General features: G+C 42.1%; 12 protein-coding genes. 10 read left to right on the top strand and 2 right to left on the bottom strand.

Features of this window, described 5'->3' with window-relative positions; translation table 11 throughout:
* The first annotated feature begins 134 nt into the window (after nucleotides 1-134).
* The 5 genes from DWW43_RS06555 to DWW43_RS06575 are packed head-to-tail and all read left to right on the top strand — an operon-like array spanning nucleotide 135 to nucleotide 6204.
* Nucleotides 135-2417, top strand: coding sequence for an ABC transporter substrate-binding protein (locus DWW43_RS06555; RefSeq protein WP_165853030.1), 2283 nt, complete (start codon nucleotides 135-137; stop codon nucleotides 2415-2417).
* 33 nt (nucleotides 2418-2450) lie between these two features.
* Nucleotides 2451-3374, top strand: a complete 924-nt coding sequence (locus tag DWW43_RS06560; protein ID WP_165853031.1) for a sugar ABC transporter permease — start codon at nucleotides 2451-2453, stop codon at nucleotides 3372-3374.
* Nucleotides 3371-4228 carry a carbohydrate ABC transporter permease gene (locus DWW43_RS06565; protein WP_119963081.1) on the top strand — a complete coding sequence of 286 codons (858 nt, stop codon included), beginning with the start codon at nucleotides 3371-3373 and terminating at the stop codon, nucleotides 4226-4228. The genes DWW43_RS06560 and DWW43_RS06565 overlap by 4 nt, the downstream gene beginning before the upstream one ends.
* Before the next feature lie 30 nt (nucleotides 4229-4258).
* On the top strand, nucleotides 4259-5278 hold the full coding sequence (locus DWW43_RS06570; RefSeq protein WP_119963082.1) for an efflux RND transporter periplasmic adaptor subunit: 1020 nt from the start codon (nucleotides 4259-4261) through the stop codon (nucleotides 5276-5278).
* Between the two features lie 11 nt (nucleotides 5279-5289).
* Nucleotides 5290-6204 (top strand): hypothetical protein, encoded by a 915-nt coding sequence (locus DWW43_RS06575; protein ID WP_119963083.1) that lies wholly within the window; start codon nucleotides 5290-5292, stop codon nucleotides 6202-6204.
* Here DWW43_RS06575 and DWW43_RS06580 read toward each other — a convergent pair.
* Nucleotides 6124-6990: an AraC family transcriptional regulator gene (locus tag DWW43_RS06580; RefSeq protein ID WP_119963084.1), complete on the bottom strand. Its 867-nt coding sequence runs from the start codon at nucleotides 6988-6990 to the stop codon at nucleotides 6124-6126. The genes DWW43_RS06575 and DWW43_RS06580 overlap by 81 nt on opposite strands.
* 218 nt (nucleotides 6991-7208) lie before the next feature.
* Here DWW43_RS06580 and DWW43_RS06585 point away from each other — a divergent pair, with 218 nt between their 5' ends.
* The 3 genes from DWW43_RS06585 (at nucleotide 7209) to DWW43_RS06595 (ending at nucleotide 12396) form a co-directional block, all read left to right on the top strand.
* The gene (locus DWW43_RS06585; protein WP_119963085.1) at nucleotides 7209-10247 is read left to right on the top strand and encodes a glycoside hydrolase family 2 TIM barrel-domain containing protein; all 3039 of its coding nucleotides are present in this window, start codon (nucleotides 7209-7211) and stop codon (nucleotides 10245-10247) included.
* Between the two features lie 303 nt (nucleotides 10248-10550).
* Nucleotides 10551-10991 carry an Hsp20/alpha crystallin family protein gene (locus DWW43_RS06590; RefSeq protein WP_119963086.1) on the top strand — a complete coding sequence of 147 codons (441 nt, stop codon included), beginning with the start codon at nucleotides 10551-10553 and terminating at the stop codon, nucleotides 10989-10991.
* Between the two features lie 442 nt (nucleotides 10992-11433).
* Complete coding sequence (locus tag DWW43_RS06595; protein WP_008401620.1) at nucleotides 11434-12396, top strand: beta-ketoacyl-ACP synthase III; 963 nt, start codon at nucleotides 11434-11436, stop codon at nucleotides 12394-12396.
* 613 nt (nucleotides 12397-13009) lie between these two features.
* Here DWW43_RS06595 and DWW43_RS06600 read toward each other — a convergent pair.
* On the bottom strand, nucleotides 13010-14368 hold the full coding sequence (locus tag DWW43_RS06600; RefSeq protein ID WP_119963087.1) for a citrate synthase: 1359 nt from the start codon (nucleotides 14366-14368) through the stop codon (nucleotides 13010-13012).
* 152 nt (nucleotides 14369-14520) lie between these two features.
* Between DWW43_RS06600 and DWW43_RS06605 the strand changes: the two genes are divergently transcribed.
* Together DWW43_RS06605 and DWW43_RS06610 are read left to right on the top strand one after the other, a co-directional pair.
* Nucleotides 14521-15873: a triacylglycerol lipase gene (locus tag DWW43_RS06605; RefSeq protein WP_119963088.1), complete on the top strand. Its 1353-nt coding sequence runs from the start codon at nucleotides 14521-14523 to the stop codon at nucleotides 15871-15873.
* 28 nt (nucleotides 15874-15901) lie between these two features.
* A complete protein-coding gene (locus tag DWW43_RS06610) occupies nucleotides 15902-16810 on the top strand; it encodes a hypothetical protein (protein WP_119963089.1) in 909 nt (302 codons plus the stop codon).
* Nucleotides 16811-16812 lie beyond the last annotated feature (2 nt).

Below are 16812 nucleotides of genomic sequence, written 5' to 3' on the forward strand. Positions count from 1 at the left end.
TCATTTTCCAGAGGTTTAAAAGTAATATATGTAATTTAGATGTTTTTTAGACAATCGTGCAGATCGATGGTGTTACAATCGATATATCGAAAGTGAAAATGATTGTAAAAGTATTTGTAATAAGGGAGGCAGACATGAAACGTATCGGTTTTTATCTAATAATGATTATTGGCATGATGTTATGCTGGGGTTGTGGAGACCATAAGATAACAGAATCCACAGAGACAGAGGCGGGTTTGCCGGAGTACAAGATGGCACAGCTGGATATGGCACAGATCTGTGAATTTGGCAAGGTTCAAGATGAATATGTATGCATTGGAGAAGCTGATAATGGGGGCTATATTAGGCTGACAGGGAAAAAGCCGGATGGAGATTTCCGGCAGGAAGAACTTAAGATTGATTCTGTTATGGATGAAACAGATATGATCACGGCAGCAGATATGGACGAAGCCGGGTGCCTGTATCTGGCAGTCAGCAGAATGGATGATAAAAGAGATATAACGGGCAAGATTGTGAAGGTAACGCCTGATGATACAGTTCAGATACTGGCAGATCATATAGAAGAAAATGTAAAAAATATCAGACTGATTGCTGATGGATATATCATTGGATGCTCGGACGGGATGCTGCAATGCTTTTCCATGGAAGGACATATGAAATATGAAATAGAAAATTCTGACTATACGGATATCTGTGTAGCTGGTGATAAACTGGTTGTTCTCACAGTGCGGGATATAGAGACCTATGACATATCGGATGGTCATGTGCTGGAAACGATTACGTCTTTTGATGATGCCATGACGGAAGGGCTTGAAGATGCAGCTTCTGAGAAAGGAAAAGATGCACTTAGCTGCAGCAATATAATGAAGTATGATGAAAAGTCTGACCAGATATACATTATGCTGGGAACGGGTTTATTTGCATATAAGCTTTCCGACAAACTGGGGATAAGACTTACGACATTCAAAAGTGCTGATATAAGATATGACTTTGTCGTGGAGGATTCGGATACATTTGTGGCTGTCACAGGGGATAAGAGTGGCAACAAGAGGATCGTAGTATACTCATCATCCGATGCATATGCAGCTTATAACAGCACAAAAGAAGCTTCAGACAGCAAAATTGTTACCGTATATTCTCTTTATTACACAGAGGGTTATGAAAATCTGATTACATGGTATGAAAGTGATCATTCTGATATCACGGTTCAGTACATATGGGGCGTGGATGACCAAAATGGAATATCAGAAAAGGATGCCATAAGTTCTTTAAATACACAGCTTCTTGCAGGAGAAGGACCTGATGTCATTATCATGGATGGATTGAATGTAAAAAGCTATGAGAGTACAGGAGTACTTATGGATCTGTCACAGGTTCTTGATGATATACAGAAGGAGAATACATCCTGCCTTAAGAATGTACTTTATACATATGAGAATCAGGATGGTTCAGTATATGCCATACCTGCCATGGAGACATTTACAGCAGTTATCGGGCCGGAGACTGAGATAAGGGATGTCATCGATGTTCAATCCCTTGTGGCTTATATAAACAGTCAGGACAAACCAGCCGATGGAAATGATCTGTCATTTTACTATTGGGAATCTTATTTTGATACTCTGTATCCGGTGTATGCATCAGAGATCGTTGATATGGAGGGACATTATGACAGAGAAATGCTAAAGAAATTTCTGGAGGATCTCAGACTTTTATACGACTTAGAGATGGCAAGGACGACACAGGATCAGATCAGTGACTGGACTGCAAGGTTCGGAGCTTATGAGGAAAATATAAAAGACAATTATTCAGGATATATGAGCCCGCTATTTAACCGGGAATGGTCTGGCAGGAAGCTGGCATTTGTGGATATGAAGACGATGAGCGAGGCATGGTTGTTTTACAGCATAAAGGAAGATTCCATGGTTGGAATGGAGGATAACACGGCAAACCGTGATTATGACTATGAACCGTGGGGCATGAATGAGGGAATGATATATGTGCCAAATACAATCCTTGCGGTCAACAGCAAAAAGGATAACCGAGATAGTGCGGTTGCGTTCGTAAAAGCGTTATTCAGCGCAGAGGTACAGAAAAAATATTATGGAACAGAATGTGGAAATCCGGTAAATATGGATGGTGTGCGGGCATGGAATGAGGATGCACTCAGTATGGGAACGCCGGGAGGTGCTGTTGAAGTCGGTGGAAATAATTATCTGAACTGGACATATTGGCGGACGGATGAGTATCTGGAAGATTATATAGATAAGTTGAGCAGGCTCTGTGTACCTTCAAATCCGGATGCAAGAATCCGGGGCATGATAAGGGAAAATGCAGTGGACTATCTGGAAGGTAATGTGAGCCTTGAGGACACCCTGAACATAATTGATAAATCGTTGAATGTATATCTAAAAGAATAGAAATGGATGTGGTCAGGGAGGAGTTTTATAATCATGAGAATACATAGAAAAGGAATGAACGGAACGTCTGAATTTATCATACCGGGTTTTGTGGGTATTATGGTCTTCGTGATCGTACCACTTGTGGATGTATTTATATCATCGTTTCAGAAATCGGGAACAGAAAACTTTGCTGGTCTGCAAAATTATGCACTGGTCATGGAGAATGATGCATTCCGGCTGGCAGCAGGCAACTCTCTGCATTTTGAACTTGTGAGTGTACCTTTGCTGATCGTTATCTCGCTGGTAGTGGCTATAGAGGTTCATGGGATGAAAAGTAATATTATAAAATTTGTATTTCTTATCCCGATGGCGATTCCGTCAAATTCCCTCACTGTAGTATGGAGTATATTATTTGATGATCAGGGCGTGGTGAATAATATGATCGTCAGGTGGGGAATTGGCGAACCGGTAAGCTTCTTTTCCGGCAGGGCAGTTTTCTGGCTGTTCGTATGCACATTTATATTTAAAAATATTGGATATAACATGTTGATCTGGCTGTCTGGTTTGTCTGCAATTCCGGTGGAGATATATGATGCGGCAAAAGTTGACGGAGCTGGCAGGTTTACACAGATCTGGAAGATCACCCTTCCAAATATCAAGAGACCGTTTTTTATCGTGGCTATGCTGTCGGTTGTAAATTCGCTGAAGATCTTCCGTGAACAGTATCTTATGGCAGGGGGATATCCGGATATGACGATATATCAGATTCAGCATATCTTTAATAACTGGTTTGAGAAGCTGGAGATCAGTAAGCTGACAGCAGGCGCGGTTCTGACAGCGCTGGTGTTCTTTGGCGTGATCCTGATCATAAGGTGTGTGTGTCTTACAGACTGGTATGGTATGAGGTTAAAAATCCGCAGAAGATTCTTATTAAGAAGACCAAAGCAACAAGAAAGAGGGGAAGGGTGCAGATGAGATGGGTTTCAAAGGGTGTGCATTTGCTGATAAAGTTTTTGGTGCTCACAGGTGCGGTATTGTCTGTTCTGCCTTTGGTATTTCTGATCAGTGGCGCATTTATGGGAGAATCGGAGCTTGGACAGATCGCATCTCCTGTTATAAGCGGGGGGGCCGGTTATGCTTCCTGGCATTTCATTCCGTTATATCCGACATTTAAGAATATAATCGAGCTGTTGTTTGATACGCCGGAATACTATGTGCTTTTCTGGAATTCTGTGAAGATCGTGGGCGTTATACTTATCGGACAGCTTGTGTTTGCTGTTCCTGCGGCATGGGGACTTGTCAGAAGCCGGAACAGACTGTCGAAGATTATATTTGGCTTATATATGTTCTGCATGATCCTGCCATTTCAGGTGACGATGTTATCCCAGTATCTGGTGTTGAACAGGATGAATATGATAAATACACATTGGGCGGTCATACTGCCATTTGTTTTCTCTTCATTTCCCATATTTATTATGTACAGTGCATTTGAACAGATTCCTGATTCGGTGGTAGAGGCTGCTAGACTGGATGGAGCGGGTGGCTTTAAGATCTTTATCTATATGGCGGTTCCGATAGCAAAACGAGGGATTCTTGCAGCGGTGATACTGGGATTTCTTGAGTACTGGAATATCGTGGAGCAGCCGGTGGTATTTTTAAAGGACAAATCATTACTGCCACTGTCGGTATATCTGCCGGATGTGACTGAGGGATGCGCAGGAAAAACATTTGCATTTGCCCTGTTCAGCTGTATTCCTTCTCTGATCATATTTTATATTGGAAAGGATATTCTGGCAGAGGGCATATCCATAGGATCTGCGGATGGCTGATCGCAGGGTAATTTACAGGGAGAAAATGATATGAAACGGAAAAAAGGATTTAAGATCGTAAGAATTATAATAATATTTCTGGTAATCGTTATTGCCGGAACTGTTATGTCAAGATTTGCAAGCAACACCTTGACGCCCAAGGTAGAAATTATGTATGCATCATCCGGCAGTATATCAAGGGATGTCGTACAGGATGTGATGATCGAGAGCGACAGCAGGACACCTGTATACAGTTATCCTGATCTTCTGGTTCAGGCAATATATGTGCATACGGGAAGTTATGTAAAGAAAGGTGACAAGCTTATGAAGATCAAGGCAGAGGAGCTTTCATCCACATATCTGACGAAAAAGCTTGAGCGAAAGAATCTGAAAGAACAATATGTGTATGCATGGGGAGATGAGAGGGCGTTAGTGGAAGCAAATATTGCGGATGTGGACAGACAGCTGAATTATCTGGAAAAGCTGATCGATAATGAGGGTGTCATATATTCCGAGGTGGAGGGACTTGTGTCAGAGATCCGGGTGGATGTAGGAAGCAGAACCACAGAGGAGGCAGCATTTGTGGTTATGGAGAGCTCGGATGAATATACAGTACGAATCCCGGTGACGAGCGAGCAGAAGCGTTATATAGAAAAGGGAGATAAAGTTATTCTTCATATAAATGATACCAGTGTGAATACGGAGGTAACGGCAGTATACAGTGATGCCACTAATGAGCAGGGGCATATCGTGGAGACGGTTATATCCGGTGAACTGGTAAATGTAGGTGACAGTGTTCTGGCAGATATCTCCCATCAGTCTGAGAAATATGATTTTGTCGTTCCTGTGTCTGCGATATATGCAGATGTTGTAGGTTCGTATGTGCTTGTAGAAAGATCGAAGGATACGATTCTTGGAACAGAGCTTGTGGCTGCAAAAGTATATGTGACAGTAGGAGATACAAATAATTATGAAGTGGGAATTAAGAAAAGTTCCCTGACAGGCGACGACAGGATCATAGCCAGTTCGGACAAGAAGATCGAAGCAGGAGATACGGTTCGGGAGAAGTAGAGGGGTTGACGATGAAACGATTTGTGATTGGTATACTGGGAGCTGCTTTATTATCAGGTATGGCGGTGTGGAATATCATACATGCGGAATATATCAGCGAAACTTATGATAATGACAGAAATTATGCATATCTTACGACAGGACAGGTTACATATAACAAAATGAAAAATGAAGACTATATAAAAGGCACATATCTTATCGACAGGGATGTGTCTGTAACAGGTAATGGCGTATATAAGCAGATCATGACAGATATAGTAACTGTAGATTTTGATGTGGAGGATATGCTCGGTATAAGTGGAATACTGGCAGAAAATGATATGGGTGGATGTATTATAAGCAGCGGGCTGGCATATCATATGTTCGGAAGTATTTATGCTACAGGGTTTACTGTGACAGTCCAAGGTGTTGATCATGTTGTGCGGTCAGTAACGGATTCAGAGGATAACTTTATACTGATACAGGCGGAACAGGAACGTGGAGAAGACTGGGAGCTTGTTGAGCATAGAGAAATAAGTGGTTTGGTGATCGATATATCGGAGGAGAACTACAGAGGGGAGTATGCCGCGGAGGTCGGTGAACACCATGGTTATAGTTCGGACTGTTATTATGTAACGGACTACCTGAATATTTTACCGAATATAAATCTGCCTGCAAAGTGGTCAGACTTTGATTTCTGGGCGGAGGCGTCCAGTGAATGGAAGCAGATGTCGGAGAGAAGATTATATGCTGATAAGGACGTGCTTGAAATATTTTATTACAGGCAGAGACAGCAGTTGAACCTGTACAGATGGCGCAGCTTTATATTCGGTATTTTATTAGTAGGCTGGTGTGTGATGATGCGATCATTTATTACCAGCCCCTCTTTTCCGGTATTGAGAGGGAGAGAAGCCTTTCTGTTTCCGGAACAGCCGGCTGAAATATAACTGATCATCATATCCTACGATCCTGGCTATTTCATTTATGGAATAGTTCGTCTGTTCTAAGAGAAGCTGGGCGTTGTTGATCCGGCGGGACACGATGAACTGCATTGGGGTCATGCCTGTGTATTTCTTGAAATTCCGTATGAACCAGCTCACGCTCATTCCTCTTGATTCGGCATATTGTTCTATGCTGATGTCTTTATTATAGTTTTCATTAAAGTAGGAAACTGCATAGTCCATTTCACGATCCAGATATTCATTTTTCAGGATATGTTCGCGTGACAGCTCCCGTTTGAATACGATTAAAAGGCGGGTCAGCAGTAAAGCCAGCATTTCTTCATAATCATCCTGACAACGCTGCAGCTCCAGGATGATCTGTTTAAATATATGTTCATATTCCAGAGAAGAACCGACAGGAAATACTCTCCGGTTATCTTTAAATCCATATTTCCTCAGAAGATTCTTCACATCGGAGCCGGTGAAATGAATCCAGTAAACCTCTGTTTTATCTGCATCGTAATATTCATATTTCTGTAGTTCCTTCGGGCGGTAGAGTACCATATTGCCGGCAGGAACGATCGTCTCATTCTCAGTTTTATCAAAATGAAAATGTCCAAGCCCGGATGCGATATAGATGATCTGGTAGTCCTGTCTGCCCTTAGGACGATAGGTAGGCATCTTCGGGTCGCCACTTAAGCGGTATGTTCCGCAGCTTCCGACAATAAGCGGTCTGCGCTTGTCCTTGAAATCAAGATAGGAATGATTCAGGTATCCGGTATTTATATACATGATGAAGCTCTCCTTTATTTGTAGGATTGTAATTAAAAAGATTTATTGATATTGTATCATTTTGTCCATATTCTGTCCATTCCGGTTCATAGACAGAAATGCTGTTAAAGTGTATGATAAATACAGACAAAACGAAATAACAAGATAATATTTGCAAATAATATCAGAGACATAAGAACAGTCGAAAACAAAAAAGTACATATAAGGGAGGATAACTTATGATAGTGCCACGTTACTATGAGAATTTGAACGTATTACATGAGAATACACAGCCTGCAAGGGCATACTATGTACCGGCTTCCTGTAGGATGGATGATCTGGTCGAGCACAGAGAAGGATCAGATCGGTTACAGTTATTAAATGGAAAATGGAAATTCCAATATTTTAAAAGTATTTATGATGTGAAGGATGCTTTTTATGAGATGGGATATGACACCGGAGCATTTGACGAGATCGAGGTTCCGGGCGTATGGCAGATGGCAGGATATGATACACACCAGTATACAAATATCCGCTATCCATTTCCATTTGACCCACCATATGTCCCACAGGATATACCGTGTGGAGCTTATGTGCATACCTTTTCTTATGCAAAGGATGTGGATGCGGCAAAGGCATTTCTGAATTTTGAAGGTGTGGATAGCTGCTTCTATGTGTGGATAAATGGGGAATATGTCGGATACAGTCAGGTATCCCATATGACCAGTGAGTATGATGTGACAGACATTTTAAAAGAGGGAGAAAATACGATCGCTGTCCTTGTCATGAAATGGTGTGATGGTTCTTATCTGGAGGATCAGGATAAATTTCGGATGAGTGGAATTTTTCGTGATGTCTATATTCTGAAAAGACCGGAGTGCGCCATTCGCGACTACCGTATCACGACCTCTGTTTTAAAGGAAAAGGCTGAGGTGAAGCTCGATCTGAGCTTTTATCAGGAGACAGCGGTTAAGGTTACGATCGAAGACAGGAATGGTGTGGTTGTAGCGGAAGAACAGGCAGAGCATGACGGAGCTTTCACATTTGAGATTATACAGCCGACACTTTGGAACACCGAGAATCCATATCTGTATACCCTCATTTTGCAGAGTGAAAATGAGACGATCGTTGATCATATCGCTGTCAGAACGATAGAGATAAAGGATAAAGTTATTTACTTCAATGGACAGAAGATCAAATTCCGCGGTGTCAACCGGCACGATTCTGATCCGGTAACCGGCTTTACAGTGGATGTGGAGAAGATAAAAAAGGATCTTACCCTTATGAAACAGCACAACTTCAATGCGATCCGTTCCAGTCATTATCCAAATGCACCGTATTTTTATCAGATGTGTGACAAATATGGCTTCATGGTATGCGACGAGGCGGATATAGAAGCACATGGCCCATATATGTTATATCGCAAAGAGGATACTGACTACAACCGGTTCAAAAAGTGGAATGAGAAGATTGCAGACAATCCGGAATGGGAGGCGGCTATTCTTGACCGGGTGAAGCGGATGGTCGAGAGAGATAAGAACCGTTTCTGTATCGTGATGTGGTCGATGGGAAATGAAAGTGCATATGGCTGCAATTTTGAAAAGGCACTTGCATGGACGAAGCAGTATGATCCATCCCGTATTACCCAGTATGAAAGTGCAAGATACAGAAATTATGATGTGACCTATAATTATGAGAATCTGGATCTGTACAGCCGTATGTACCCAGCGCTGTCAGAGATCGAGGAATATCTGGAAAAGGACGGAAGCAAACCATTTCTGCTGGTTGAATACTGCCACAGTATGGGAAATGGTCCCGGAGATTTTGAAGATTATTTCCAAATGATCCACAGTGATGACCGCATGTGCGGTGGATTTGTATGGGAATGGTGCGACCATGCAGTTGCGCATGATCAAGCGGAAAACGGAAAGACGAAGTATTACTATGGCGGAGATCATGGAGAGGCGATACATGATGGTAATTTCTGTATGGATGGTCTTGTGTATCCGGACAGAACTCCGCATACCGGACTGCTCGAATACAAAAATGTCTACCGCCCGGTCAGAGTTCGGTCATTTGATCAGGAGAGAGGAACGCTTACCCTTCATAACTATATGGATTTTGATGATATTCAGGATTTTGTGGATATCTGTTATGAGGTAACTCAGAATGGCTTAAGTGTTCAGAAGGGCAAGGTAGTGGGTGCTTCGGCTGCTCCGCACAGTGATTGCACCGTGGGGCTTGATATCGATGTTCCTACGGCAGGCAGAGTATATCTGAAGCTTTCTTATCAGTTAAAGAAAGAGCTTCCGTTAGTTTCTGCGGGTCATGTATTGGGCTTTGATGAACTTTTGCTTGAGAATAAAGATGGAAGAAATCAGACAGCTGCCAAATGGACGGCTTCGGATGTGGAAGTATCCGATATCAGGGTAGAGGAAGACGATGCATGGATCGTGTTAAATGGTGATGGCTTCACATATCGGCTGGATAAGCGTACCGGCTTGTTCAGCGGACTTCAGTATGCAGGCAGGGAATATCTGAATCATCCAATGGAGCTTAACATCTGGCGTGCGCCTACAGATAACGATATGTACATCCGGGCAGAATGGGAGAAGGCCCATTATGATGAGGCATACACAAGAGCATATAGTGAACAGATCCTTCAGAACAAATTCGGAGTAATGATCATGTGCCATGCAGGTGTGGTAGCTCCAACCGTTCAAAAGCTGATCGATGTAGAGATTATGTGGAAAATAGATGGCGCAGGCAGAATTGCTGCGGGAATAACAGCAGTAAAAGATGAAGAACTCCCGGATCTTCCAAGATTTGGTATAAGAATGTTTCTGGATAAGAAGCTTTCTGAGGCTGCCTATTATGGCATGGGGCCACAGGAAAGCTACCGCGACAAGCACAGGGCTGCCAGCCACGGCTTGTTCAGAAGTTCTGTGCAGGAGCTTCATGAGGACTATATCATGCCGCAGGAGAATGGAAGCCACTATGACTGTGATTATGTGGAACTGACAAATCAACGATATGGAATGGCTGTTGCAGCAGAACATACATTTTCATTTAATGCCTCTTATTACACTCAGGAAGTGCTTACGCAGACGAAACACAATTATGAGCTTACGGAAGCCGACAGTACGGTGCTCTGTATTGATCATGCACAGAATGGAATCGGTTCGAACAGCTGTGGCCCGGTTGTCTTGGATGAATACAGGTTCAGTGAAAAAGAGTTCCGGTTTGATTTCACACTGGTACCGTTTGTGAGGGGTTAATTAGGAGGAGATACACATTGTTAAATGGTGTGTTTTACACGGCAAATGAAAAGCTTAAGGCAGAGCGGGGAATGTGTGCAGGAGAATAATCTACAAGACTTCACAGATTTTTCACAAAAATTATTAGCACTCACTATTGACGAGTGCTAATACAAGTGGTATAACATAATCAGAACGAAGGAGAGGACATCAGATAGAGACTGATGGAGGTTCCGGAGTTCCGGAAAAATAACAATTACGTGTTCTGACAATGGTCAGCACACAAAAGAATAAAATGTATGTATTTGAATGGAGGAATGACTTATGTTGATGCCTAGTATTTTTGGAGAAAATTTATTTGATGATTTTTTTGATGATTTTGCACGTCCTTATAAAGTGACAACAGGTTATACACAGCCTGCTAATATTATGAAGACAGATGTAAAAGAGACCGAAGGTTCATTTGAACTGGATATTGATATGCCTGGTTACAAGAAAGAAGATGTAAAGGCAGAATTGAAGGATGGTTATCTGACCATCACAGGTACAACGAAGAAAGAAACAGGCGATCAGGACAAGAAAGGCAAATATGTCCGCCGTGAAAGATATTGTGGTTCTTGCAGCCGTAGCTTCTATGTTGGTAAGGCAATTGAAAAGGAAGACATCAAGGCAAAATTCGAAGATGGTGTTTTAAAGATCAGCGTACCAAAGAAAGAAGAGAAGCCAAAGGTTGAGGAAAGCAAATATATCTCAATTGAAGGATAATCCTTTCACTTCCTGTATGAAAATTATTAAAGTAAATCATTTTGTCTCCTTCTGATAGAAATGTCAGATATGAATAATCATAAATGGGGCTGTTGCTTTACGAAGAATCATTCGTAGAGCAGCAGCTTTTTTTAGTTTTTTGCAGCATATAGGAAAGATATCGTAAGCATTTGTTGCAAGAGCCGGAATGTATCAAAACAAGTTGTTTTTCTTAAAACAAGAAAAACGTTACAGATAGACAACAAAAAACGAGGAAAAATGTTACAAAATGGGCATTAAAAACGAGGAAAAATGTTACAGATGTAATTTGCGTATGAAATGAACAAGGAAATTGATGGAAATAATAATGTATGATATAATAATGAAAAATCGCTTGCATGCAAGAGTCGATTTTTCGAATGCATTGAGTGAGCACAACTAAAAAATACAAAGGGGAAAACCTATGCCAATCAGAATAATGGGAACCGGAAGTTTTTTGCCGGAAAAAAATGTGTCAAATACAGACCTTGAGAAATATGTAGATACTTCGGACGAGTGGATCTCCAGTCGAACCGGAATCAAAAATAGAAGAATTGCAGTACATGAGACAACTGCAGGAATGGCAGCAGAGGCTGCAAAAAAAGCCTTGGAGATGGCAGGAAAAGAAGCAATTGATGTAGAACTGATTGTGCTTGCAACAGTAACACCGGATTATTATACACCGAGTGCCGCATGTCAGGTTCAGGCGGAACTTGGCGCAGACAATGCCATTGCATTTGATGTAAATGCTGCATGTTCAGGATTTGTATTTGCACTCAATGTAGCAAAAATGTATATCGAGACAGGTTTTGTTAAGAATGCACTGGTAATTGGTGCGGAGACATTATCCAAGATCCTCGACTGGAACGATCGTGGAACCTGCGTGTTGTTTGGTGATGGAGCAGGTGCAGCGTATCTGGAAGAATCCGACAAGGGAATTATTAGTGTAGTACAGGGATCAATCGGTAAGAAGGGAATGGTTCTGAACTGCGAGAGCAGACGTACTCACAATATATTTACAGAAGCCGGGATTGAACATGATTATCTGCATATGGATGGACAGGAAGTATACAAATTCGCTGTCAGACAGTGCCCGAAGTGCCTGCTCGAAGCATTGGAAAAGGCAGATATGACAGCCGATGATATTGATTATTTTGTTCTTCATCAGGCAAATGTCCGTATTATCGAATCAGTAGCAAAGCGGTTGAAAGCGCCGATCGAGAAGTTTCCGATGACACTCGGATATACCGGAAATATGAGTGCTGCCAGTGTACCTGTCATGCTCGACAGTCTGGTGCGTGATGGCGGCTTAAAACGTGGCGACAAGGTTGCAATGTCAGCATTTGGCGCCGGCTTAACCTATGGCGCGATCGTCCTCGAGTGGTAGAGAATGTCTAAACGGCGGTCACCTGTGCGATGCCAGATTCGACCTTGTGCCAAGACTCCCTGCGGTTCCTATGAACTGCATATACCTGATTCGCAAATATTCCTGTGCTAACTCGCCTGACGGCTCAGACAAGCACTCATATTTGCCGGTATATGCAATTCATAACGGAATCCTCGCTGATGTCTTGAAACAAGGCCGAATCTGGTATCGCATAGGTGACCGCCGTTTTTCGTTACATTCCTCAACGCAGCGGTACATAAGGTTGCAAAAGACGCAACCTAAGTACCGGCGTTCGGAAAGGTTTGCTTCATAACAATATAGGATCGAGATAGATGAACGACAGAGAGAAAAGGCTGTAGCAGCATACAATTAATAAAGTCCTGTCCAGATAATGCCAGATTAAGCAGAAATGGAAAATAGCATTACTGTTATGTAGCAAGCCTTTTCTCACGTCAGTCGTTAATGAGCCACCGTTAGGTGGGGAATTTAGGACTGCTACGTGAGAATAGAGTGCAAACGCCTTGCGGAATAATATGTAATGCTATTTTCCATTTCGTTTCAAAGTCACCTGGACAGGACTGATTAGCTGTAAGCTGCTACAGTCTCTTTTATATTATCGTTCGTTGATAGGAACGTACTCTTTAATCTCTGCAATGCTGGTGTAGGCAGGACGGATGATCTTGTAGGAATTAACAAGCTCTTCCATACGGTGTGCGCTCCAACCGACTACTCGTGCGATTGCAAATAACGGAGTAAACATCTCAGCAGGAATCTTTAACATTTTGTAGAGAAGTCCGCTGTAATAATCAATATTGATACAAACACCTTTGTAGATCTTACGTTCTTCGGCAATGATCTCAGGTGCAATACGCTCAATCATCTCATAAAGGGCATATTCTTCGTCCATACCCTTTTCGGCTGCCAAAAGCTTTACATATTTCTTGAATTCCAGAGCACGGGGATCGGATATGGAATAGAATGGATGTCCCATACCATATACGATACCGGTCTTGTCATATGCTTCCCGGTTGACGATCTTACGAATGTACTCGCCAACTTCTTCCTCATCTGTGATATCGGATACATTGTCACGGATATTTTTCATCATACCCATAACCTGATAGTCACCGCCACCGTTTAAAGGTCCCTTTAAGGAACAGAGGGCAGCAGCCATTGTTGCATATGTATCGGAACCGGAAGAGGTTACAACACGCGTTGTAAAGGTTGAGTTGCTTCCACCACCGTGTTCCATATGAAGTACCAGTGCCAGATCCAGTACACGGGCTTCCAGACGGGTGTATTTCCGATTGGAACGCAGGGTACTTAATATATTTTCGGCAAACGATAATTCAGGAAGCGGCTTATGGATATAACAGCTCTTGCCAAGTTCGTAATGGCGGTATCCCTGATAGGAATAAACAGCCAGACGAGGGAACATACTGATCAACTGGATACACTGCTGTAATACATTTTCCAGAGAGTTGTCACCCATCTTTTTATCGTATGAACCAAGAGCCAGTGTACTCTTTGTCATATTTGCAATAATATCGGCAGTCGGACTCTTCATGATCACATCCTGAATGAAATGATGCGGCAGATCATAACTGATATTTAAAACCTGCTTGAAGTTCTGAAGCTCCTTTTCATCCGGCAAAACGCCGAATAACAGGAGATATGTACATTCCTCAAAACCAAAACGATTATCCAGGAAAAATCCTTTGATCAGATCATGAATTTCGTAGCCACGATAGTAGAGCTCTCCGGCACATGGAACACGATTGCCGTTTTCATCTGTTGTAAATGATTTACTGAGAGAGATATTCGTGATTCCGGCATTGATACCGATACCGTTTAAATCACGGAGACTACGTTTTACACCATATTTTTCATATAAGGCATCATCAATGCTGTTGTTTTTGATACACATATCCAGATGGCTCTTTGTGAAAGGGCCGATATTATTAATTGACATTTCAATTTCCTCCTGTGAATAGGATAATACTAAAAGTCATTATCGCATTTTTTTATAGAGAATGCAATGAAATAATTGTAGCAAGGCAGCACATGCTTTGGTATAATTAGTATGGTTACAAAAAAGGAGAGTGTGTAAAACGGAGGATATACATGAGAAAAGGGAGATTGGCGGTTGTTACAGTCTTTGGAAGCCTTGCAGTCGGGCTTGCTGCCTGTACGGTATTGTCAGGCAGAGTTTATAATAGCGTGTTGTACGATATTGTTCCATGGCTTGTTACGGGGATGGTCTGTGTAATACCGACGGTATTGTGCGGAAAACTGGAAACACCAAGACTTAGCAAATGCAGAAACGGCTGTATGCAGCTATTTGTATTCTGTGTATCCACAGTGCTTACAATTATATATACCGTTTTATGTATGGCAAAAGTTCTTCCGGCTGAATATATACCGACAAATGGGAAAATGTGGGTATTTCATATATTGACAGCGATTCTTGTGGAAGCAGTTGTGTTCTGGAATGGAATGATCCGGATATATCTGACGTCAGAACAGCTTGGTATCAAATGGAGAGGGATCGGAGCTGTATGTGGCATGATACCGGTTGTAAATTTGGTCGTACTTGGGAAGATACTTCGCTTGACGATAGGAGAGGTTTCATTTGAAAATGATAAGGTTCGATTGAATCGGGAACGGAATAAAGAGCAGATCTGCAAAACAAAATACCCGATTCTGCTGGTGCATGGTATCTTCTTCCGGGATTTCAAATTGTTAAATTACTGGGGAAGAATTCCAAAGGAACTGGAGACAAATGGTGCAGTTCTTTTTTATGGCAATCACCAGTCGGCAGCATCGGTTCCGGCATGTGCGCAGGAGCTGGATACAAGAATCCGGGAGATCGTAACTGAAACGGGCTGTGAAAAAGTAAATGTGATCGCACATTCAAAAGGTGGTCTGGATATGCGCTATGCCTTATCAGAACTTGGTACAGATCGGTATGTTGCATCACTAACAACGATAAATACACCGCACCGGGGATGTGAATTTGCAGATTATCTGTTAAATATTGTTCCGGAAAAAGAGCAGCAGGGCGTGGCAAAAGCGTATAATGCAGTATTTAAAAAACTGGGCGATGATTCGCCGGATTTTCTGTTGGGAGTAAAAGATCTGACAGCTTCGGCATGTAAAGCCCTAAATGATAAATTACATGATGCACAAGGCGTGTTATATCAGAGCGTTGGTTCGAGGCAGAATGTGGCAGGAAATGGCAGATTTCCGCTGAATTATACATATCGATTGGTAAAATATTTTGATGGAGCAAATGATGGACTGGTAGGCGAAAAATCATTCCCATGGGGAGCAGATTTCAAATACCTGACTGTGGAGGGGAAGCGTGGAATCTCGCATGGAGATGTGATTGATCTAAACCGGGAAAATATTCCGGGATTTGATGTCCGGGAATTTTATGTGAAGCTGGTTCATGATTTAAAAACAAAGGGATATTGATATATAAAAGAAAAGGAGCAGTATGATAATGGGAGAAAAAAAGCGAGTTTCAAATGCAGCAGGAAAAAAGAAAGCAAATCAAAACACTGCAAAAAACGGCAGGCGGCCATCCTCGGGTAGAAAAAGACGCAGAGGCATGACGGCAAATCAGTTTATATTGATAATGGCAGTTGTTGTCGGAATCATTCTGGTATTTACAGTCAGTAAGATCATGCAGAATCGCTATATGAAGGTGACAAAGATAGGAAGTGAATATGCACTTGGAACACCGTTTGATATAAAGAATTATGTGCAGCCGGTAAATGATAAAGCAACAGTAGAATGTGATGAAGCTGATTTTCAGCCGGATAAGGTCGGACCTTATAAGGTGAAATATACAGTTAGATGCGGCAGGCTAAAGAAACATAATATAGTTACGATAGAGGTTGTGGATCATGATTTCCCGGATATAACGGGACCTGAGAAAATTGGCGTGCTCAAAGGGGAGATGGTCGATCTGTTGAAATATTATAATGTAAATGATTCTGAACCGAATCTGGCAGATAAGCTCACGATCGATCAGGAAATAGACACCAGTGAAGGCGGATATGCAGAGTATACTCTCCGCGTGATTGACTGGGGAAATAATTCAGCATCCAAGACGATTACGATCGGTGTATTTGATTTTACAGATGATCAGAGGGCTGTGGCGCTGGCGGTAAGGGAATATAACCGGGAATTTAGCAGTGCTGTAACAGACAGCGGTGTATATTATATGGAAAAAGATGATACAACCGGTTATGTGTTGATCGGAAGTGATAATGTATATGAAGCAGGTGCTGATAACAGCTGCACCAGAATCGAGGCAGATGAGAATCTGATCCAGTCAATCCAGAGCAATGGTTCATGGATGGAGATAGGCGGCTATTCCTACTTCAATTACAATATACAGGAATAATC

The organism is Clostridium sp. AF15-41 (assembly GCF_003604095.1).
GTDB lineage: Bacteria > Bacillota > Clostridia > Lachnospirales > Lachnospiraceae > Coprococcus.